Origin of the sequence: Archangium lipolyticum (genome assembly GCF_024623785.1) — a bacterium.
In the GTDB taxonomy this organism is placed as follows: Bacteria; Myxococcota; Myxococcia; order Myxococcales; family Myxococcaceae; genus Archangium; species Archangium lipolyticum.
On the sequence record NZ_JANKBZ010000051.1, the window covers coordinates 1 to 22,197 of the forward strand.

Below are 22,197 nucleotides of genomic sequence, written 5' to 3' on the forward strand. Positions count from 1 at the left end.
CTTCCAGGGTGCGTTCCACTTGCCCGGAATCGGTGTTCCACATGGCCGGAATGGGCGTTCCACATGCTCCGGAATCAGTGTTCCACTTGCCCCGGAATCGGTGTTCCACATGGTCCGGTGCACGCAGTAGGAGCTCCGCGTCCTCGTACTCGTCGTTTCAACCCACGCCTCGCTCCGAAGAGCAGGGCGACGAGCGAGCCGCCCGTGTTGGTCTCGGCGAAGATGTTTCAACCCACGCCCCGCTCCGAAGAGCAGGGCGACCCAGCGAGCCCTTCGGGATGATGAACACCGGGAAGTTTCAACCCACGCCCCGCTCCGAAGAGCAGGGCGACCTGGGGTCCAGAGTCCACGGTCGCCCTGTACCTGGTTTCAACCCACGCCCCGCTCCGAAGAGCAGGGCGACCGAGCTGCTCTCCTTGCGCCTCACCGCCTTGTGGTTTCAACCCACGCCCCGCTCCAAAGAGCAGGGCGACTCCGCCGCCGGCACCCGCGCGAGCGCCGAGGAGGAGTTTCAACCCACGCCCCGCTCCGAAGAGCAGGGCGACTTCGGCGCCGTGACGAAGCTTCTACGTGAGGTGTTTCAACCCACGCCCGCTCCGAAGAGCAGGGCGACAGAAGTTCCGCTCGCGGTCCGCGTAGAAGGTGAGGTTTCAACCCACGCCCCGCTCCGAAGAGCAGGGCGACAGAAGTTCCGCTCGCGGTCCGCGTAGAAGGTGAGGTTTCAACCCACGCCCCGCTCCGAAGAGCAGGGCGACCTCTCCTTCTGCGGCGCGATGCCGCGGGTGATGTTTCAACCCACGCCCCGCTCCGAAGAGCAGGGCGACGGGAGCCCTGGGGCGACTGGAGCGCGATGATGGTGTTTCAACCCATGCCCCGCGCCGAAGAGCAGGGCGACTCGCCGGGGCGATGTCCACTGCTGACGTTGTAGAGGTTTCAACCCACGCCCCGCTCCGAAGAGCAGGGCGACCGTCACCGCGAAGAACATGCTGGTGTGGGACAAGTTTCAACCCACGCCCCGCGCCGAAGAGCAGGGCGACACAGGACGTGTCTCCGGTGGTGGACGCGTTGGAGTTTCAACCCACGCCCCGCTCCGAAGAGCAGGGCGACTCTCTGCTCAGGCGTCTCGTGAAGGCCCAGCTCAAGTTTCAACCCACGCCCCGCTCTGAAGAGCAGGGCGACCTCCGCTCTCCACGTCAGGAACGACATCCAACGCGTTTCAACCCACGCCCCGCGCCGAAGAGCAGGGCGACCGCACCGCGCGTGGAGCCACCATGACGCAGAACCTGTTTCAACCCACGCCCCGCTCCGAAGAGCAGGGCGACAAAGTTCCGCTCGCGGTCCGCGTAGAACGTCAAGTTTCAACCCACGCCCCGCGCCGAAGAGCAGGGCGACCACGATGAGCCGCCGAGTCACCAACGTGGACCCGTTTCAACCCACGCCCCGCGCCGAAGAGCAGGGCGACAAAAGCAGGCGCGGACGGGCAATGCGACGATGCAGTTTCAACCCACGCCCCGCTCCGAAGAGCAGGGCGACCGCAGCCGGTGAGCAGTGCCAGGGGGAAGAGGGTTTCAACCCACGCCCCGCTCCGAAGAGCAGGGCGACGCCGCGTGCGGGCAGCAGTCAGGGGCGCCCGAGGGTTTCAACCCACGCCCCGCTCCGAAGAGCAGGGCGACCTGCTCACCCCGGGCGGCTTCGATGCCGGCTGGATGTTTCAACCCACGCCCCGCTCCGAAGAGCAGGGCGACCTTCGCTGGGTGTTGGTGATGAAGGTCCACGATCCGTTTCAACCCACGCCCCGCTCCGAAGAGCAGGGCGGCCAGGAGGCGTCGAGACATGCCACCACGGCGTTCCAGTTTCAATCCATGCCCCGCTCCGAAGAGCAGGGCGACTCCGGCTCGTCAACCTGGTGCGCTACAGCTCGAAGTTTCAACCCACGCCTCGCTCCGAAGAGCAGGGCGACCAGCTCCTTGCGGGCGTGCCCGTTCCACAGCGCGTTTCAACCCACGCCCCGCTCCGAAGAGCAGGGCGACGTCTTGGGGTAGCTGCCGATGACGCACTCATAGACGTTTCAACCCACGCCCCGCTCCGAAGAGCAGGGCGACCTTCGCCTCGGACTCGTAGTCCAGGGCGTCCGCGTTGCAACCCACGCCCCGCTCCGAAGAGCAGGGCGACTTCGCCCCGCGCATGGAGCCACCATGACCAACCTGTTTCAACCCACGCCCCGCTCCGAAGAGCAGGGCGACCAAGGGACACAGCACGGAATCCAGGTGGGAGACGTTTCAACCCACGCCCCGCTCCGAAGAGCAGGGCGACCTCGTGGGTGGTGATAAGGCGGTGCAGGACGTGAAGTTTCAACCCACGCCCCGCTCCGAAGAGCAGGGCGACCTGACGGGCCGCGGACGCGTCCGCTTGGCTCTTGTTTCAACCCACGCCCCGCTCCGAAGAGCAGGGCGACTTGGTCACCTTCACAAGGCGGCCGGTCCTCTCGTAGTTTCAACCCACGCCCCACTCCGAAGAGCAGGGCGACAAGGCGTTCTCGGTGCCTACGCGGCGGACGGGAAGTTTCAACCCACGCCCCGCTCCGAAGAGCAGGGCGACATCTGCGCCAGCCCCTGCATCTGGCCGAGCTCTCCGTTTCAACCCACGCCCCGCTCCGAAGAGCAGGGCGACTCCGACTGGTCGTAGCTGTAGCGCGCCTCCACGGCGTTTCAACCCACGCCCCGCTCTGAAGAGCAGGGCGACGAGGGGGAGGGTGGCGGGGCGGCAGAAGAGGAGGTTTCAACCCACGCCCCGCTCCGAAGAGCAGGGCGACTGAGTTTCCCCGTCTACTGGCTCGGCTAGTACCAGTTTCAACCCACGCCCCGCTCCGAAGAGCAGGGCGACCGGCGACGGAGTTGTTGCGGTTGGCGAGGGGTTGCAGTTTCAACCCACGCCCCGCTCCGAAGAGCAGGGCGACGTGGGGACTCGCACGCCATCCTCGAGCTGGACATGGTTTCAACCCACGCCCCGCTCCGAAGAGCAGGGCGACCGGCCGTCTCGGACTTCCACAGCAGCCAGGAGAGGTTTCAACCCACGCCTCGCTCCGAAGAGCAGGGCGACCGGCCGTCTCGGACTTCCACAGCAGCCAGGAGAGGTTTCAACCCACGCCTCGCTCCGAAGAGCAGGGCGACTCCATAGCCATGACGAGCTCGTCAGGGTGCTGTTGTTTCAACCCACGCCCCGCTCCGAAGAGCAGGGCGACCGGCTAGGCCGCGCTTGGACGCGAGGAAGATCTCCGGTTTCAACCCACGCCCCGCTCCGAAGAGCAGGGCGACGCGACGCCGGCTGACGTGGACCTGGAGTACAAGGAGTTTCAACCCACGCCCCGCTCCGAAGAGCAGGGCGACCGCGAGTGACGTAACACACGGAACCCACTGAGGAAAGTAGCCGATTTTCGCGAACCTGGCTTCAGGTGACGACCGTGGGCTGGGCGTACTCCCGCAGCGCTTGGCCCAAACGAGTGATTTCGGTGAGTTACACGCTGCGCGAACCTACGGCGCGTAGCGCATCGGCCGGGGTTCGCGCTCCAGTCCGCCCTACACGACCAGAGGTCCGGTGGGGTCCAGGGGACGACGGACTCCGTAGTGCTCGATCCGCTGTGCATCAGCGATCGACACATAATAGAAACGTAGACTGCCACGCTGGGAGTCGTACTCGGACAGCAGCTTGTTCTTGAGGACGACCCAGTTTTTGGCTTCCAGCCGACACTCGAAGACGGAGTACTGCACCCGTACGCCATAGTTCTTGCAGGCCTCCGCGATATGGCGGAGGCGGCGGGCTCCAGTCGAATCCTGGTTGGACACATCGTAGCAGACGATGACGAACATAGATTGCTACCCCATGGAGAAGGGGGGATAGACGTCCAAATCCTTTCGCAAGGTGCGCGCCAGGAGCAGAGCCTGCAGGTGGGGCATGCGGCTCCAGGGGGGCGTTCTGCTGGAGGAACTCGTGACGCAACTCTCCGCGTTTGTTCTCCTGCCAGGAGGTGAGAAATGTCTTTCGGCCAGCGTCCGTGAGCCTCCAGGCCTCGTTGGGCTTCTCGACGAAGTCCTCGGGGCCGAGCTGACCACGATTCACCAGGGACAGGACGAAGCGATCCACCAGTGGGACACGGAACTCCTCCATCAGGTCGAGTGCCAACGAGAGTCGTCCGGGTCGCTCCTCGTGGAGGAATCCCACGGCGGGGTCCAAGCCCACTCCTGCGAGGGCTGCGGCGCAATCCTGCATCAGCAGGGCATATCCGAAGGAGAGCAGCGCGTTGATGCGATCCTTCGGTGGACGGTGTGAGCGTCCGCCAAAGCGGAAAGCCTCCTCTTGGCGCTTCACCAGCAGGGAGAAGACGGAAAAGTAGTCGCGGGCAGCCATGCCTTCCTGGCCACGGACCTCTTCCACGGAAGTGGCGCGGGAAAGGGCGCGCAAGTGGAGCGCGAGCCGGTCACAGATCTTTGCGAAGGCAGGCTTGCGCTCCTCGGCCGCATCTCGGCGGGCGTGGAGGAGGAACCTGCGTGCGTTGGCGACCTTGCCGACGACCATGGCGCGTGCCAGTTCCAGCGTCCGGATGACGCAAACTGCTATGCACTTGTCAAAGAGCGCTTCTCTGGACAGTCTTTAGAGCGTCCGCTCGACGAGATTGATTCCGTTGGGGACGGAGCCCACTGTCACCTCGTAGTCAGAGAAGTCGCGCGCGGGCCGCGAGCTGTCCTTGCGGCTGACCTTCACTAGGTCGAACAGCCGGTGGGCAGGGGCATTGCCAAGAGCGCTCTCGTGCTCGAAGACGATGAGGCGCCGCGAGGCCATCAGCCCGCGCGCGGCACTGCGATCATGCTCGAACATCTGGCCGAGCGCCTGCCACAGCAGCTCCAGGTCCTCGGGGCCGAAGCGCGTTTGTCTGGCCAGCGCGGGTGAGATGAATCCGTGGGTTCGGTAGAGCCCATAAGGCACCATCGTCTTGCGGCCCATGGTGCGGTTGTCTCCGCCCTGCTGGTCCGCTTCCTTCTGGGTGGCCACTGCCATGCGGGTGATGGCGTGCTCCAGACTGATGATGGGGTCCACCGAGCGACCGAAGGTGAGTTGGACCGGGCCGCGAACCTGGCCAGCGTTGTTCTCCTTGAGGGACATCACCGCCCCGAAGGTGCGGATGTCATAGAAACTGCGGCACATCCAGTCGCGTGCCTTTTCCACTACATCGCCGTCCGAGGCTTTCTTCGCCGGCTTCTTCGCGGCCTTCTTCTTGCCGCCCTCCTCGGTCCTGGAGGCATCCTCGCCATCGTCGGCGGCGGGGGCTTCGAGGCCTAGGGCCGCATAGGCGCGGCCCTGTTGTTGGCTGAGCACGGCCTTTTCCTTGATGTAGATGTCGTAGCCCTCCTGGCCGTTCCGTGCGAGCTGCACGAAGTTACGCACCTTGCGCTTGAGGCAGACGTCCGTCACCAGTCCGTGGCCGGTTTCCGGATCCACGCGCGGCAGGTTGCCCGCGTCGGGGTCGCCGTTGGGGTTGCCATCCTTCACATCGAAGAGGAGGACGAAGTCATAGCGATTCTTGAGTTCGGACATGAAATGCTCCTGCAAAGGATTGTCGGGAATCGGGAGTGGCTCACGCAGCGGTGGGCTCGGAGTTCGCAGTGCGCCCCTCGAAGAACCGATGGCGCTGGTGGTAGTAGCCCACTGCGAAGAGGCCCTGATCTTCCAGGCCGAGAGTCGTGGGGAATGTGCGAGCGGGCAGACCCGCGCAGATCTGGTCCTTGAGGCGCTCCAGCCACCTTCCCTTCTCGTCGGCCTTCGATGCGTGGTGGTTGGAGAGACGCAGGAGTTGGGGAAAGACGATGGCGGGGTGGGCCATGGCCGAGCCGAAGTAGCGATCGCGCAGGGTCGTGTTGGTCTGGCCCAGGGCGGCGTACTGCAATCGCTCGAGCACGGCGAACAGCCGCCCGAGCAGGTAGGGAACGGCGGTGTTCTTTTCGTCCAGGGACACGGAGACCTCCAGGGATGGTAGGCCGCTACGAGGCAGCCTCGAGAGGGTGGCCTTGATGAGGGAGACGCGCGTGCGGAGATTCCAGGCGGGGTCCCCGTCACGTGGTGGAACACGCAGGCGCTGGAGGGCGGCTGCGAGTAGCTCGCGAGGGAAGGGGTGGCCGCGGAGGGCTGCGGACAGGAGCCGGGTGCCGAGCAGCGGAGGCAGCTCCGCGCGGCCGGGTGGATCCACGGCTTTCAGCAGCATCCAGAGTGGGATGGGCTGGTCCGCGTTTCCCGCCAGCTTCAGGTCCGCGAAGTAGCGGAGGACGTTTCGCTTGATGTCTCCAACCGTGGCTTCCAACCAGTCGCGTACGACGAGGCGAGCGTTGTTTCCGCTGAGGGTGACTGCATAGAAAGGAGTGGTGTCGAGGTCGGCGGGCTCCAGACCCCGCAGCGGCGAGCTGGCCAGTTCCATCGCGCGCTGGGCGTCCGGGGCCTCGAAGAGGGAGGTCAGAATGTCCTCGAAGCCGGTCTCGGTGCGCGTCCAGAAGACGGTTACCGCGCTGTTACCTAGAGCGACACCATGGCGGTAGCGGCGACCTTCCGCGCGTGCCAGCAGCCAGTTGAGCGCGGTGGTGTAACCCTCGGCGGCGGCTCGCGAGACGGGCGCGTTGGACCCCTGCTCCAGTCCGTGTGAACAGAACGATTCCTCATTGAAGGAGACGAGTGAGGTGCCGGAGCTCTGACCTCCGGGCACGTTCTTCACCGCAGGGTGAAGACGGGCGGGCGGTGCCAGTTCGCCAGTGATGAGGCATCGCACCCGAGAGGCTTCGCCTTGCTGCTCCTCGCGCTCACGCGTGGCCCTCCACCATGCACGCACAGGCTCGCGTTCGTGAACGCAGCGGACCTCGTCCGGTAGGTAGATGAAGGCGATGTACTCGTCTCCGCCCCATTCCTCACGCGGGCGCCAGGACAGCAAACGAGACAACCACTGGTCTCGGGCTTCGAGGAAGCGCAGTACGGCCCGGACTCCCTCGTCGCCGGTGGCCTGAGCCAGTTCGGTCACGCGTTCCTGGAACGACTCCATGCACTGCTTCAGTCGCTCCGGATTCTCCTTCTCCGGGTCTCCCAAGCCGAGGATGTACTTGGCGTTGTCTACGAGGAGTCCAGCGCTGACGCCAGAGGTGCGCCGGGGCAGCCTGGGAATGCGCAGTGCCTTGGCTCGACCCTGCTCGTCAACCGTGGATTCCAGCGACAAGGGGCGTCCCTCATCATCCACCCGCAGCAGGAAGTGGACGGAGTGCTCCTCGTAGTCCGGGTCTTCCAACCAGCCCTTCTCGCGGGCCAGCGTATAGAGCGCCTGCAACATCATGGGGTGCCCCCGTTGGCGCGCAGCACCTCGTCTCGTGGTGGCACGTGAAGGACACCGCCCTTGAGCCGGGCCTCGAAGAAGAGCGGACGTACGGAGAGTTGGCCGTTGGGCCCATAGTCGAAATCGTAGAACATCAGCCCCAGCGGCCGGTCCACCTCCGGCTGGATGGCGCGGAGCACAGGAGGCGCTGGCTCCACTTCGGCGACAAATTCGCGGCAGCCCAGGTAGGGCTGATGAAAGGACTGTCCGCGCTCGAGCCTCCGCTCGAACATCTCCTCGAACTTGCGGACGTTTTCTTCCGGCCCCGCCCGCCCGGTCAGCGCGAAGGAGCAGGTGACGACATAGTCCACGTCGCGCAGAGCCACGGTGTTGCGCTGGGCCCGGCGCTCCTCCACGTAGAAGTCCCGCACCTTGGGCGAGGCGCGGCTGCCCACCTCGTTGCGGCGGAAGCTGGTCCACTGGATGGGAGCCAGCACGGCAATTTCATGCACATGCCAGCGAATCGAGGGCTTCCACAGCACTGCCTCCAGGAGCCCGCGTGCAGCCGAGGGGGTCATGACTTCATAGCTGACACGCTCGGCCTTCATCTCCGGGCGGGTGAAGCAGGCCACTGGCCCCCGCGCCCGGACGCGGAAGCGGCCACTCTCCCTCTTCATCATCGGCAGGGTCCCCCCTTCAGGGACATCAATCGCTCACCACCAGCAAGCCCGCGTCGAGCAGGCCCACGCGCTCGGGCACCAGGCCGAAGCGCTCATCGTAGGCCGGTGCCAGCTCCGGCCCCAGGACCACCACCGTGTCCGCCACCGGCCGAGCCAGACCTCGTGCCAACCATGCTTCCCGCTGCTTCACTTGCACCTGCACCGTGAAGCCTTGCAACGCCCGTAGCCGCTCACGGCTGGGACCTGCGTGCTCCAGCCGTGCTACGTGTTCGGCCGCATCTCCCCAGGGGACGACTACCGGAGCGGACCAGCCGTCTTCCACCAGGTGGAAGTGTTGAGCCGTATCCTCGAAGCGGAGCTGTGCACGCATGGCTTGGATGCCCTTGGCGTCCAGTTCCTTGGCGGCGTAGAGGCGGCGGAAGTAGCGGCGGCACGTGTCTGGCTGGAAGGGGTCCAGGTCGGGACTCTCCGCGAGCAGGCCTCGGGTCACCTCGAGTGCCGTGCTGGCCACACCGCGGGGAGGGGCCGTGGGGGCGAGGAATACACGGAGCTCGCCCAGGCCGTTCAACCGCCCTTCGCGGTTGCAACGCCCGGCGGCTTGGGCGAGCGAGTCCAGCCCACCCAGTGCCCGGTAGACCACGGGGAAGTCCACATCCACCCCGGCCTCCACGAGCTGCGTAGACACCAACCGCACCGGCTCTTGACGTGCCTTGCGTGCTTTCAGTTCGGCCAACACCCGGCTGCGATGGCGCGGACACATGAGCGCGGACAGGTGCAGTGTGGTGGTGTCTCCCAGCTTGCGGTCCAGTGTTTCGCACAGCTCGCGCGCGTCCCGGCGTCGGTGGACGATGGCCAGCACGTCCGGCTCGTGCGTCAACTCCTCGGCCAGTGCTTCGTAGGAGGTGGGTTCGGGTGCGGCCGGCCATCGCACTCGCACCCGGCGCAGGCGCTCGAAGGCGCGAACCTCGGCCGGAACAATCTCTCGAACGTCCTCCAGCCCAACCGGCAGTTCCGCGGTGCGGCCCAGAGCCGGTTGCGTGGCTGTGCACACCACGAGGCTGGTTCCGTAGTCCCTCACCAATGAGCCCAGTACGTCGAGGATGGGGGCCAGCAGTTGAGGGGGTAGTGTCTGCGCCTCGTCCAGCACCAGCACGCTACGTGCCAGTCTGTGGAGCTTGCGACAGGCGCCTGGACGTCGAGCGAAGAGACTGTCGAAGAGCTGCGCCGTCGTGGTCACCACCACCGACGCATCCCAGTTCTCCGAGGCCAGCCGGTTGCGCGCAGTCTCCCGTATTGGATCCAAAGCGCTGTGGTGCTCTACCACAGCCTCCTCGCCCAGGGCGTCGCGGTACACTGCGGCGCTCTGCTCGATGATGGAGGTGAAGGGGATGGCCACCACCACGCGCTCCAGGCCATGGCGCGCGGCATGATCCAGGGCGAAAGCCAGCGAGGCGAGTGTCTTGCCGCCTCCGGTGGGAACAGTGAGACTGAATGCGCCAGGGGGCAGAGCGGTTGCTTGGAGGCAGGCCGCGAGCACTTCGGCGCGCACGCGGTTGACCTCGGAGGCGACGGCTCGGGCCCGAAGGCCCTCCTGATAAGTGGCTAGCCTCCCGCGTAGGACTTCAAGGGGAGGTCGGCCGCCCCTCAACTGTGCGCGGTCGGGGGCGAGGAACTCCTCGGTATCGAGGAAGTCCGCATCGCACAGCGCGGAGAAGAGTATGCGCGTCCACAGTTCCAGGTCTCTGCTGGCGGCTTGTGCCTCATGGCGGTCGCGAGGCTTTCGCGAGAGAAAGGAGGGGAGGGCAGGAGCGGTGGCTTCGAGAAGTACCGATGGAGGTTGAGCCCCCAATGCGCGCTGCAGCAGGTCCTTCCTGCTCTCCAATCGCTGCTCTAGGCGTTCACGGTTGGCGAGGCCGGCATGGTGGCCGGCGATGGCGAAGGCCAGGAGGGAGCCCAGATTCTTGCCCAGCCTTTGCCGAGCGTGAAGAGCACCCGCGGTGGAGTGGTCTCGTGGGCCGTTGTCACCTTCCTTCTCGAGGTGAGCTTCGAATCCGTTTTCTTCACGGATGATGCGCTGAAAGCTGTGAGCGTACTTACCCAGGTCGTGCCAGCGTCCGGCCAAGCGAGCCCATTCTCCGGCTCCGAATCTCTCGGCGAACTCGCGTGCGCGCTCGCCCACCTGGACCAGATGGTCATGCAGGAGGTGGGCTCGGCCAGCTTCGTCCAGATGGGCCAGAGGCTCCGTGGTAAGTGGCTGCTGCTCAGTGGCTGCACGCATGCTTTAGTCGAAGTGTGAATGCGCTCAGAAGGAGGGCAAGAAAACGTGCCAGCCCTGCGGAGGCAATACCGCGAAGGAAGTAGAGACATGCTACGGCGCGTTCACCTTCGGCGGGTGCACACCACAAGGGTCGAGACCCCTGCGTGCCTCACCATCGCTCGTGCCACTCCAGTCCGTCCGGCAAGGCCTCCGCCGCGTACTCCAGGTGAAGCACCCGGCGATGCGCGGGAGCCGTGGCGGGAGAGGAGGCGTGCAGCAGCAGTGGCCGCATCACCAGCAACCCACCTCGGGGCACGAGGCACTCGACGGGCGCGGTGCGCTCGCGCCACGCGGCGATGTCGTCCGGGCCGAGTCTCCCGACGCGGTGGGAGCCGGGCAGTACGCGCACTGGTCCGTTCTCCGCGCCACAGTCATCGAGGTGCAGGCGCACCGCCACCATCCGCTCCAGGTGCCCGGTGGGCGGCTGCACGTGGGGAATGCCCGCCTTCTCGGTCCAGGGGCCGAATCCCTCGACGGAGCGGCGCTCGCGCACGGCGAGGGTGAGGTCCTGGTGCCAGATGACCTTCCAGTTGGCTTCGGGTGTCTTGTCGAAGAGGAGGGCCCGGACGGCGAAGCACCCGGGGCCCAGCACCGCCTCGGCCGCCTCGCGCATCGCTCCCGTGCGAGCAAGCTCTCGCACCCTGGGAACGGACTCGAAGAGGTTGCGAACACCCCCGCGCCGCCGTGGCTCGGGGTCAGTGGAAAGGGTGGTGAGCGCCGCGAGCAACTCATCGAGGACAGTGCCAGGCACGGCCTCCGGGACGATGGCGAAGCCCTCCTGTTCGATGCGTGCGGTCAGCTCCTTGTGCATACCGTTCTCTCCTGCGTTCAGGGGTCATGGCCACGACGCGCTCTCCGGAGGCTGAGCCCGGCGAGCCAAGGCCCACGACGTTGTGGCTATCGAGCACAGCCGACTTCGCGAAATCAGTTCCCGAGCGGAGGGAAGCGCGCGTCGAGCCAATCCAGGATGACCGCGTATGTCGTGGGCGCGTTGCGGTGGAGGTTCAGGTCGTGGCCCGACGCCGGGATGGCGACGAGCGTGAGCTGGGCGGCCGGCGAGTACATGAGGGGCTCCAACGTCGTGGCGCTCAGGAGGTCGCCGCACGCGGGGATGCCGCAGAAGAGCTTGTCGTAGCGCCCGACGACGCTGAGCACCGGCACGTCGACCTGGTGGCTGATGGCCGCGCTGCCGACCACCGGAACCTCGGCGACCTCGAGCTCGGTGGTGGTCTCCTTCGTCGCTTCGTCCAGCGCGAGCACCGCGGGGTCCGTGTTGGCCAGGTGGTAGAACATCCCGTCCCGGCTGCCGGAACGTGTCGTGAGATAGCCCAGGTCGAGGCCCGCGCCCGCGAAGCGTGGATCCAGGGGAGCGGGCATGTAGTTCGGCAGGGTCAGGGGGAAGTAGGGGCCGAGGGTGTGCAGCCAGCCGGTGACGACGAGTCCCTCCACGTCGTGGTACGTCGCGCTCTGCGCGATCGAGATGATGGAGCCCAGGGAGTGGCCGACGAGCACCACGCGGCTCCACGCATGTCCGAACGCACCGTTGCGCAAGGCCTGCACGAGCTGGTGGCCCACGTAGGCCTGCGCGGTCAGGTTGACGGCGAGTGACAGGGGCCGGTCGCTGTTTCGGCTGCCAATGCGGTCGATGTTCAACGTCGCGTAGCCCGCGGCGTTGGCGTGGCGCACGAACGAGTAGCGCTCGGGCTGGTACGGGAAGTCCCAGTACTGGCTGGAGTACGTCGAGCCATGCATGGTGAGCAGCACCGTGTCTCGCGAGTGCTCGGCGGGCACGCAGAGCTCGGCGGCGACTTCGTGATGCGCGGGTTGTCCCCGGACGAGCGCGACCGGGTACCGGAATGAGGTGCAGCTCCGTGGGCCGGGGTCTTTCACGAGGGGGGTCGCACTCTCGGGCTCCAGTGGCTCCTGATGCTCCGCGTGGGCCTCACCCAGACAGGTGAGTGCGAGCGCGAGCCCGAGCACCCGCGTGACGGATGGCAGACAAAGAGGACGGCGCATGTGGAAGACCTCCGGACAGGCTGGCGAAGGGGCCGGCGAGAGGGAAGGCCGCTCCTGCCAGGGACGGCTGAGACTATGGGACGTTGCTGGGGTTGGTGAGCAAGTACTCGTGGCCCTGGTATGTGTTCCAGTGCGTTACTCTCAGGGACCGAGGCGCTGGAGTTGTCATCGAACAACATTCTGCTGCCCCAAGGGCTGAGCCTCGGTGTCTGCCTCCATGGGGAGATCCAACGTGAAGGTGGCGCCCTGGCCGGGGCCGGCGCTCGTGCAGGTGAGGCTCCCCTTCAGCTCGAGGGCCGCCAGCGCGCTGGTGTGCAGCCCGAAGCCGTGGCCGCTCTTCTTCGTCGTGAAGCCCTGGGAGAAGAGGCGCGTCAGGTGCTCCGGCGGGATGCCCACTCCATTGTCGGATACCTCGATGACCAATCGCTCTCCTCTGGCATCCTGGCGGATGCGGATGCGCAGGCGCTTGTCCGGGGTGTTGCTCTCCAACAGCGCATGCCGCGCGTTGCTCAGCAGGTTGATGAGGATCTGCAGCAGCTTGTGTCGATCCACGAAGATGGGAGGGACCTCGGCGTACTCCCGCTCGATGTGGATGCCCTCGCGCCCGAGCGAGCCCGTGTGCAGGCGCAGGGCTTCCTCGATGAGCTCGGGCACCGGGAGCTGCTCCACCACCCCGGCGGCACGCGCGTGCCGCTGCTGCATGCTCACGATGGACTTGATGTGATCGACACTCTCGCTCAGGGAGTCGAGCTCCTTCCGCATCGTCTCGCGCTCCTTCTCCAACTGCTCCGAGAGGGCGATGAGGTAGCCCGGGAGCCGTTGCCCACGCGGATCCCTCGTGAGGAAGGTGCCGAAATCCGGAGCGTGTTCGCGCAACATCCGGGCAGCCTTGAGCAGGCCGGAGAGCCGCGAGGTGCGAAGCTGGTCTTTCAGCAGGCCCGTCGAGGTGTTGACGCTGTTGAGCGTGTTGCCCACGTTGTGCAACACGCCCGTGGCGACTTCCGCCATGCCCGCCTGGCGCGAGATGTCCATCAGGGTGCGGTGCATCTCCTTCAACCGGGCCTCGGCCTGCTTGCGCTCGGTGATGTCCCGCGAGAAGAGGGTCACGCCCGTCACCCGGCCTTCCTCCGCCACGATGGGACTGATGGAGACATCCATCACGACGGGCTTGTCCCCCATCCTGTCGTCATCCTCGATCCTCTGACGGTGTCCGGCGAGTGCCTTGTCGAGTCGCGGGGCCCAGCGCGCCTGGAACTCTGGTGGCGTCCCGGTGAAGAACTCCTGCCCTGGCTGGAACTCCCGGCCGTGGATGATGCGGTAGGCCCGCCGTATCGCCGCGTTGGTGGTGATGACGTGCCTGTTGGTGTCGAGCGCGCAGATCAGGTCATCGGTGCTCTCGATGACGCTGAGCAACTTGCTCTCACTCTCCCGCAGGGTCTTCAGCGCCCGCTCGAGTGCCTCGTGGGCCGCATCGCGCGCGGTGCTGTGCAGCGTACCCAGCAGCCATGCTCCCAGAAGGGATACGGCCGCGGTGATGTGCGTGTTCCAGAACGCCTCGAGGGTGTAGGTCCCGAGGTCGGCGCCGATGTGAATGCGATAGAGCGGGAGGACGAACCCCGCGAACAGGCAGAGGAAGGCCGTGATGAAGAACCCCGGGCGGGGGCCCGCCAGATAGACCGCGATGGCGGGGAGCAGCATGGCCGAGGCATGGGTAGCCCCCAGGGGAGCCCCGTTGATGAAGTTGGAGGACACCCATCCCAGCGTCGAGGCCGCGCTCAGGAGCAACCCAGGGAGGGCGAGCGAGGTGGCCCTGCGTGCCAGCACGAGCACGGCCAGGTAGCACAGGCCCACGATCATCGTGGGCACGTGGGAGGGCTGGAAGGGGGCGAACAGCAGGAACAGCCCCGAGAAGAGGAAGGAGAACAGGGTGGTGCCGATCAGCACCCGGTACCGGAGGAGCTCGGAGGGGGGCGCCTTGCGCAGGTGCTCCGAGAGGAAGCCGTCCAACAGGGGCGAGAGCCAGGTGTGCGGCCCTCTTCGTGTTTCGCCCGGCTTGGGCGGCGTGGGCTCTTCGGGGAGGACGGGCTTCAACTCGGATGAACTCGCCATGGAGAGATTGCGCTCACCAGGGTGGACCCCTGTGTCGCGCGTAGCTAGGAGATGAGACCGCAACTCGACGGCCGTCAGCGTCCCATGCGCTGCCCGGCGCGCACCACGGACGTCGGGTAGAACGTCCCTCGCCACATGACGCCCCCTCGTACGAGTGCCAGCACTGCCGAGCGGATCGCCGCCCAGGCGGCGGGCAGGACGCCCAGGAAGGCCAGGGGCGCGGGTCCTCGGGGAAAGCCCGACCAGACACTGAAGGCCCGGGTCATCACGGAGCCCAGTGCCCATGTTCCCACTCCCAATAACACGAGCGCCGGGCGTCCCGAGAACACTCCCGCGAGGAATCCGCACTCGAGCACCATCAGGAGCAGGTTGCCCAGGAGGAGCGCGGGGAAGGGAAAGGACGCGCCGCTCTTCTCGATCGCTCGGATGAAGGCGCCGAGGGACGGGTAGAACTCGAGGCTCACGCCGTTCCGGCCGTTGAGCACGGCCGACTTCGCGCCGGAGCGCTTGAGCATCATTCCGAGCGCGACGTCGTCGACGATCTCCATCTTCAACCACTCCAGCCCGGGCGTGCGCTCCAGGGCCGAGCGACGCACGAGGTTGAAGGCGCCAGCCCCCATGGCGGCGGACGAACGCGGATCGGACACCGCCCACATCCGGGTGCTCACGCACAGGAGCCGGAACATGGAGACGAGGGCCATCTGGAGCACGAATCCGGAGCAGGTGATCTCGGGCAACACGCAGACATGGTCGAGCCCCTCGTGCTCCGCGTAGGCGATGATCTTCTCCAGGGCTCCCGGGGCCAGGTGGACGTCCGCGTCGCTGAAGAGGACCCACTCGCCGCTCGCGCGTTCCATCCCCCGTTGCATGGCGTGGACCTTTCCGAGCCAGCCCTCGGGCAGGTACTCGACGTGCACCACCTGGAGCCTGGGCTCGGTCCGGGCGAAGGTGTCGGCGAGGGTACCCGTCGCATCCGTCGAGCGGTCATCCACCAGCACCAGCTCGAGCTCCGGATAGGTGTTCCCCAGCTTGGAGCGCATGGCGGACTCCAGCGTCTGCTCCTCATTGCGCGCGGGCATGATCAGCGACACCCGAGGCCACCGTGCGGGCGGCGGCGCGTTCAACCGCTGGAGCTGGGGCACGGCACGCATGACCCGGACCAGCAGGACGGCCATGGTGAGCGAATAGAGTGCACTGGCGGCGGTGAGGAGGAGGAGGAACATGGTTTGCCCAGGAGGAAGCTTCCCCGCTCCATATCGGTTCTTGCGCGCCGGAGGGAGGTACTCCGGGGGTCGAGACCCCTGAGCGACTCACTCCTGGCCGGCGGCGAGCCCGGACCGCGTTAGCCGCATCGAGTCTCCTTCGGTCACTGACAGGAAGCCGTTTCCAGCTTCACCCGGACCGTCTCCGTCCACAACGGACCGAGCAGGCCCGGCCGGCACTTCCAATGAGAGCCATCCTCCACGCACGACAAGGCACATGGCCCCAGCGTCAAGAGGCCGCACAGCGGCACGTCGTCGCAGATCCGCTTCTCGAGGAGCAGGGGCAGTCCCAGCAGGCCACAGGATTGGGGCAGCAGCGACTCCCAGCAGACGAACACGTTGAACGCGGGCAGAATCCCCAGCAGGGGCGTGGTGGACGAGAACAGGTCACCGAAGACGGTCGACTCCTCGATGGGGTACTGCGAGGCATGAGCCGTTCCCCCCGCGAGGGCGGAATGGGGTCCATCGAGAAGGATGGGGACGGAAGTCCCGTAGTAGTTCAGTCTCTGGACCATGCACGCCGTCACATACCGGCGGCCCTCGGTATTCAGCACCTCACCGCGCCACGAGGGGGCGAGTCCCCACCAGCCCGTGTAGACCTCGTCCGTCACGGGATCTCGTATGGACTGGTCCGGTGTGAGGGCACACTGGACAGCGGAGCGGAGGACGTGCCGGCAGGACTGGGAGACCTGGCTCAGGGGGATGTCCGGGAGCGACCCGGCGCCCTGGTCGAGGGCGGCGCCGCCCAGCATCCTGAGCGCCTGCTGGGTGCCGGAGGCCCAGAAACAGGAGGGTTTCGTGCCGTTCAAGCCGTTGGGCGGGGGGCGGTCACCGCCCACATCGCCCGTATTCCGCACGACCGCCTGTCCGGTGGCCGCGTCCTGCTCGAGGTCTTCCCCGGTACTTCCACATCCGGCGAGACCCGGCATGACGAAAGTGAGGAAGAGAAGGTGTACGCACCTCATCTGCATGGGATTCTCCTGGGTCGTTTCGAGCACGAGAGGTCGTGCCCTGCTGTCTGGTTTTGAGTCGAATGCCTTCCAGGACGGATGGAGTCACGTCTTGGATGTCTTGATTCGGGTGGAGGGGTTCTCCGAATCGCTTTTCTGGAGGAACTGGCACTCGCGGGCCAGGAGCGGGCTCAGTTGAGCCGCCGCCTTGCAGATCCTCCTGGCTCGCCGCCTGTCCATCTCGCCCACCTTCCGCAGCGAGGCCCGTGCTTTCGCCAGGGCCGTCGCGGGAGCCCTCCCCTGGCGCCGCTCGTTCTCGGCTTCGAGGAGGCGGTCCAACACCCACTCCGTGAGCAGCCAGGCGTCCTCCGGCGGGTCCCCCGCAACGGAGCCGAGCACTTCGAATGCCTTCTCCAGCGACGGACGGGGATCCCGGCCGAGCACGAAGTCGTGATGGGCACGGAGCCGATGCGCGCGTGCCGTCCACAGCGCGACGACCTGGGGGCTCGAGCCCACCTGTTCGAGCCGGGTCAGCGCGTGGAAGAGCGCCTGGTGCGCCTCGGGCGCCTCGCGCTTCCGGGCGATCTCCGCTTCGATCCGGACAGTCGATGCCTCCAGCAAGCCGCCCACGGGCAACGCGAACCCGGAGTCGAGCGCCAGGGCCTGTTCGTACTGCCGCGAGGCCTTCTCCAGCAGTTGCGTGGCCTCCTGTCCCAGCGCGAGGATTCTCATGGCCTCCCCGAGATACGCCTCGCCCAGCTCGTTGTGGGCCCAGGTGAAACCCGGCTCCAATGACAGGACCCGCTGGTACGCCGCGATGGCCGGCTCCATGGAGGCCTCGCGATCCAGCGCGGACAGGATCCGGGCCCGGAGGTAGAGGGCCTGGGCCAGCGCGTAGTGGGCCATGACATCCCGGGGGCGCGCTCGCATCCCCTCCTCGGCGGCCGCGAGTGCCTCCTCCACCACGGGAACCGCATCCTCCGAGACGCTGCCACCCAGCACATGCACCCGCGCCAGGAGCACGAGGGCCCGTTGCACCAGGGCCTCGCCCTCTTTCGAGCTCGAGCGCACCGCGCGGTTGCACGCCACCTCGGCGGCCTCGAAGGACGGGCCGGGCGGCAGTCCCCGCGAGTAGTCCGCCCACCCCATCTTCTCCCAGAGCTCGCACTCCGCCCGGTGGATGGAGGGATCGCTCCTGCCCATCTCCGCCGCCACCCGGTAGGCCCGTGAGGCCCGCTCGAAGTAGCCCTTCATCTTCTCGTAGTCGAACGCCGCGTCGTGCCTGTACTTGCTGCCCTCGGCGTACAGCGCATCCCCCTCGAGCTTCTTCGGCTCGTACATCCAGGGGGCCTTGTCGAAGGCCGCCCGCGCCTTCTCGATCGCCTGGTCGTGGTTGCCCTCGTACAGGGCGATCAATCCCTCCACGTACTCGGGCACCTCGAGCCTCGAGCCCATCGCCGCCCGCAGGTGGAGGAGGGCGGGCCCGCGCAGCTCCTTGTCGAGGAGCGCCACCTTCTCCTGACGTTCCCCCGGGTGGGTGATGCGCCGGGTGTCCTCCAGGGCTCGCCGGAACAGCTCTCCGAGCGCCCGTCCCAATGCATACTCGAGGCTCGCCGACGAGTACCCGGCCGCGAGTGCCTTCTCCAGGTGCTCCCGCGCCAGCCTGGGCTCCCCGAGCGCGAGGTATCCCAGCCCGAGCGCGTGGTGTCCGGGCGCCCTTCCGGTCTCGCCCGCGGCGCGCAGGTGCTGCTCCAGCTCTCCGAGCCGGGCGCGCACCACGTCCCGCTCCCGCTCCACGTCATGGAGAGGCAGCCCGTACGCCGCGCGGAGGAACAGCTCCATCTCCTTCACGCTCTCACCCAGCTCCCGGGCCAGCCGCGCCTGCTCCTCCGCGTGCCTTTGGGCTCCCACCCAGACGGCTCCAAGCCCGAGCGTTCCCAGCACGAGCGCACCCAGGCTCACCGTGAGCAGCTTGTTCCTGAGGGCCTTCTTCCAGAGGCGGTATCCCCAGGAGGCCTGTTTCGCCTGGATGGGCTCGCCGTCCAGGAAGCGCCGCAGCTCCTCCGCGAGCGCCCGCGCGGAGTCGTAGCGGCGCGCCGGCTCCCGCTCGAGGCACTTCATCACGAGGGTCTCGAGATCCTTCGGGACTCCCGGCTTCACCTGTCCCAGCGGCGGCGGGTCCTCCTGCACCGACATCAGGAGCAACTTCCACGGGTGCTCCGAGACATAGGGAGGCCGCCCGGCGATCACGTCGTACAGCGTCGCCCCCAGTGAGTACACGTCCGTGCGGCGGTCCAGCTGGTGCACGTCCCCATTGGCCTGCTCTGGCGACATATAGGCGGGTGTGCCGAGCACCTCACCCGTCTGGGTCTGTCCCTGCTCCGCGACCTCGCGCGCCAGGCCGAAGTCCACCACGTAGGGCTTCCACGTCCCGTCCTCGCGCTGCTCGACGAGGATGTTCCCCGGCTTGAGATCCCTGTGGATCATCCCCTGCCGGTGCGCCTCGTGCACCGCCGTGGCGACCTCCTGGAGCAGCTTCACCTGCTGCTCGAGCGTCATGCGCTCGCGCACGCGCGACAGCGGCTCGCCGTCGATGTACTGCATCACGATGTACGGCTCGCCATCCGCCAGCCCGGCCTCGTACACGCTGCACACGTGCTCGTGCTGGATGCGCGCCTGGGCGCGTGCCTCGGCGATGAACCTCCGGCAGAGCGACGGCTCGCCGCTCTTGAGGAGCTTCAGCGCGATGGGGCGTCCGAGCCGCGGATCCTCCGCGCGGTAGACGGTTCCCATCGCCCCTTCGCCAGCGAACCGGATGTCCTCGTACCGCGCGGCGAGCGACGGAGGCAGCCTCCTGCGCACGGGCGACGGTTCGGCTCCATTTTTCAAGAATGTTGGAGCGAACCCGTGAGCGCTCTGGCTATCCTTCGTCTGCATGGGTCACTCCTGCGCTGGCATTGTCTGCTCAGCGACGAACGACGCCCCCCAGGAGGCACCGCGAGATGCGAGCCTTCAGGTAATTCCTCCCCCGGAGTCAGCCCATGGGATCTTTGTTGAATTGACAGTTTTCCTGGATTTTTACTAAAATGGCGTAAGCCTGGAGCGTGCTCAGGGCAGTGATTCCAACCGCTCCATCAGCCGCACCAGCTCCGCCACCGCGTACCCCTCCACCTGGAACATGTGCACGAGGCTGCGCAGTACCGAAGGGTCATCGTCCACGACGAACACCGTGGGACGCTCTTGAGGCGGGCGGCCTTCCAACGCGAGTCCTCGTCACTCCGGTTGGCGTCCCAGGCTAGCACAGCCCTCTCAGGCGAGCGGGAGGGTGCAGCGGAAGCGTGCGCCGCGGCCCGGCCGGCGCTCGCCCTGGAGGCGTCCCTGGTGTTCCTCGAGGATGGAGCGGCTGATGGACAGGCCCATGCCCAGGCCCTTGGGCTTGGTGGTGAAGAAGGGCTCGAAGATGTGAGCGAGCACTTCCTCACTCAAGCCCACGCCCGTGTCCTCCACGATCAGCTCCACACGGTCCTCCACCTGACGGGTGCACACCTGGACCTGCCGTTCTCCGGGCGGGCACGGGCTCACCGCGTCCAGGGCATTGACGATCAGGTTGAGCACTACCTGTTGGAGCTGCACGCCGTCTCCCTTGACGGGGAGGGGTGAGCCGGCCAGGTGCAGTGTGAGGGAGGCCCCGCGAAGCTGCGCGTCATTGCTCACCAGGCGCGTCACCTGCCGCACCAGCTCGTTGAAGTCATGGGCGGTGGCCGGGAACTCGCCCTTCCTCAACAGTGCCCGCATGTGGCGGATGACCTCGCCGGCCCGCTTGTCGTCGGAGATGATGTCCTGGAGCATCTCGCGCACCAGGGAGAGGTCCGTGGGATTTCGCTCCAACAGGCGTTGAGCGGCCTCGGCGTTGGTGAGGATGGCCGCCAGGGGTTGGTTCAGCTCGTGGGCGATGGAGACACCCAGCTCTCCCACGGCGGCCACGCGCTCCATGTGGGCCCGCTCGTCCCGGGCCCGGCGTGCCTCCAGCTCGGCGCGCCGGCGGGGGGTGACGTCCACCAGGGACACGACGGCCCCGCCCTCGGGCAGCTCCAATCGCCGGGCGCGCAGCTCGAACCACGAGTCCGCCGCGAAGCCGTGGAACTCCACCACGTCCTCGTGAGCGTGGCCCGAGAGCACCTCCTGGAGCAGCGTGGCCACCCTGGCCGCCTCGGGGTGGCCCGTGCGCGCCGCCTCGCGGAAGGTCTCCAGGTACGGGCCTCCCGGTACGAAGAGCTTCTCGGTGGGCAGCCCTCCCAGGCCCTCGAGCCGGGCCGAGGCCGGGTTGGCCCGCAGCACCACCCCGTGCCTGTCGAGGATGGCCACGGAGCCCGGGAGCGAATCCAGCACCGCCAGGTTCACCCGCTGGGCGCTCATGCGCCCGCGGCGCTCCAGCAGCAGCACGGCGATGAGCACGGCCTGGAGCAGGCCGGCCGCCAGTGCCAGCGTCACCTGCCAGCGGTAGCGCTCCCAGAGGCCATGCTCGCGGAAATGCACCACGCTGCCGGGGGGCAGGCTGCTCTCGGGGATGCGCCAGCGCTTCAGCTCCCTGGCGTCGAAGGCGAGCACGTTGGCCTCGATGGGACCGGGCGGCAGGCTCGCGGCCTGCTCACCCCCCAGCAGCCGCATGGTGCGCCGCGCCACCTGTTGGCCGAGCAGCTCGTAGTCCAGCAGGATGCCCCCGACGAGTCCCTGGCCCAGCATCGTCTTGTGGACACTGAAGATGGGGGGACTTCCGTCGGCATGCAGCAGCCGCAGCACGTCGCGCCCGATGAGGCTCTGACCCCGCGCGTCGCGCATGAAGCCGATCATGAAGACCACGCTGTCCTCGGGCAGGGTGCGCACACGCTGTCGCAGCTCCTCCAGCGTCAGCCCGGTGAGGCCGATGAACTCGCGGCCCGGCGCGGCGGAGCGGACCTCTTGCTCCACGAAGCTCCAGGCGTCCACCTCGCGTTGGCTGGAGCCGAGGACGAGGACGACATGGCGTGTGTCCGGGAGGAGCCGCAGGGCCATCCGCACCGTGCCCGGTATGTCGAGGTCCGCCCAGTTGCCTCGCAGGTAGGGGCTCTGGGGAAGGGCCCGCGCCAGGAAGTCGTCGTTGACGATGGAGAGGAGCGGCACCTGTGGCCACAGCTCCTGCTGGAGCTTGAGCAGGAAGGGGGTGGCATCCGCGAAGACGACGAGGGCCTCGGGGCGCCGCTCCCGGTACTTGGCCACATAGAAGTCACGCAGCGCCCGCTCGTACCCGGCGCTGCCGAACCAGGCCATGTCGAGGTACTCGATGTTGACGGTGACGGGCTCCCGCCACTCGCTCTGTAGCGTCTGCCGGAAGCTCCGGGCGAAGTCCGCGATGGCCGGCACCGAGACGTCCTCCGGCATGAAGAGCAGCACCGTCTTCGCCTTCGTCCGCTCGGGTTCCGCGAGTGAAGGAGCAGCCAGCAACAGCAGGAGCAGGAAGCCCAGGGCGCGCATACCGGAGGGACAT

Annotated in this window: 12 protein-coding genes, 2 pseudogenes and 2 CRISPR repeat arrays; all 14 genes and pseudogenes read right to left on the minus strand. The window is 67.0% G+C overall.

Features of this window, described 5'->3' with window-relative positions; translation table 11 throughout:
• Positions 1-154: 154 nt before the first annotated feature.
• Positions 155-546: a CRISPR direct-repeat array (repeat unit 37 nt; unit sequence GTTTCAACCCACGCCCCGCTCCGAAGAGCAGGGCGAC).
• Between the two features lie 101 nt (positions 547-647).
• A CRISPR array of direct repeats spans positions 648-3,386; the repeat unit is 37 nt; unit sequence GTTTCAACCCACGCCCCGCTCCGAAGAGCAGGGCGAC.
• 189 nt (positions 3,387-3,575) lie between these two features.
• The 14 genes and pseudogenes from cas2 to NR810_RS49450 all read right to left on the minus strand — a co-directional run bounded on the left by cas2 (position 3,576) and on the right by NR810_RS49450 (position 22,184).
• A complete protein-coding gene (cas2, locus tag NR810_RS49385) occupies positions 3,576-3,866 on the minus strand; it encodes a CRISPR-associated endonuclease Cas2 (RefSeq protein ID WP_257463037.1) in 291 nt (96 codons plus the stop codon).
• A 166-nt stretch (positions 3,867-4,032) separates the two neighbouring features.
• Positions 4,033-4,572, minus strand: a pseudogene (gene cas1 / locus NR810_RS49390) (CRISPR-associated endonuclease Cas1); the annotation flags it as partial.
• A 75-nt stretch (positions 4,573-4,647) separates the two neighbouring features.
• Positions 4,648-5,589, minus strand: coding sequence for a type I-C CRISPR-associated protein Cas7/Csd2 (cas7c, locus tag NR810_RS49395; protein ID WP_257463039.1), 942 nt, complete (start codon positions 5,587-5,589; stop codon positions 4,648-4,650).
• Positions 5,590-5,629: 40 nt separating this feature from the next.
• Positions 5,630-7,360, minus strand: coding sequence for a type I-C CRISPR-associated protein Cas8c/Csd1 (gene cas8c, locus NR810_RS49400; protein WP_257463042.1), 1,731 nt, complete (start codon positions 7,358-7,360; stop codon positions 5,630-5,632).
• On the minus strand, positions 7,357-8,019 hold the full coding sequence (gene cas5c / locus NR810_RS49405; RefSeq protein ID WP_257463052.1) for a type I-C CRISPR-associated protein Cas5c: 663 nt from the start codon (positions 8,017-8,019) through the stop codon (positions 7,357-7,359). The genes cas8c and cas5c overlap by 4 nt, the downstream gene beginning before the upstream one ends.
• A gap of 25 nt (positions 8,020-8,044) precedes the next feature.
• Positions 8,045-9,568, minus strand: a complete 1,524-nt coding sequence (locus NR810_RS49410) for a CRISPR-associated helicase/endonuclease Cas3 (protein ID WP_257463175.1) — start codon at positions 9,566-9,568, stop codon at positions 8,045-8,047.
• 189 nt (positions 9,569-9,757) lie between these two features.
• A pseudogene (locus NR810_RS52735) lies at positions 9,758-10,297 on the minus strand (CRISPR-associated endonuclease Cas3''); the annotation flags it as partial.
• A gap of 148 nt (positions 10,298-10,445) precedes the next feature.
• Positions 10,446-11,147, minus strand: coding sequence for a phytanoyl-CoA dioxygenase family protein (locus NR810_RS49420; protein WP_257463059.1), 702 nt, complete (start codon positions 11,145-11,147; stop codon positions 10,446-10,448).
• A 113-nt stretch (positions 11,148-11,260) separates the two neighbouring features.
• On the minus strand, positions 11,261-12,352 hold the full coding sequence (locus tag NR810_RS49425) for an alpha/beta hydrolase (RefSeq protein ID WP_257463061.1): 1,092 nt from the start codon (positions 12,350-12,352) through the stop codon (positions 11,261-11,263).
• 165 nt (positions 12,353-12,517) lie between these two features.
• Complete coding sequence (locus NR810_RS49430) at positions 12,518-14,461, minus strand: ATP-binding protein (protein WP_257463065.1); 1,944 nt, start codon at positions 14,459-14,461, stop codon at positions 12,518-12,520.
• Between the two features lie 74 nt (positions 14,462-14,535).
• Entirely contained in the window at positions 14,536-15,684 is a 1,149-nt protein-coding gene (locus tag NR810_RS49435; protein ID WP_257463066.1) for a glycosyltransferase, read from the minus strand.
• Positions 15,685-15,827: 143 nt separating this feature from the next.
• The gene (locus NR810_RS49440) at positions 15,828-16,694 is read right to left on the minus strand and encodes a hypothetical protein (protein WP_257463068.1); all 867 of its coding nucleotides are present in this window, start codon (positions 16,692-16,694) and stop codon (positions 15,828-15,830) included.
• Positions 16,695-16,778: 84 nt separating this feature from the next.
• Complete coding sequence (locus NR810_RS49445) at positions 16,779-19,535, minus strand: serine/threonine-protein kinase (RefSeq protein ID WP_257463074.1); 2,757 nt, start codon at positions 19,533-19,535, stop codon at positions 16,779-16,781.
• A 447-nt stretch (positions 19,536-19,982) separates the two neighbouring features.
• Entirely contained in the window at positions 19,983-22,184 is a 2,202-nt protein-coding gene (locus NR810_RS49450) for a sensor histidine kinase (RefSeq protein WP_257463080.1), read from the minus strand.
• Between the last annotated feature and the right edge of the window lie 13 nt (positions 22,185-22,197).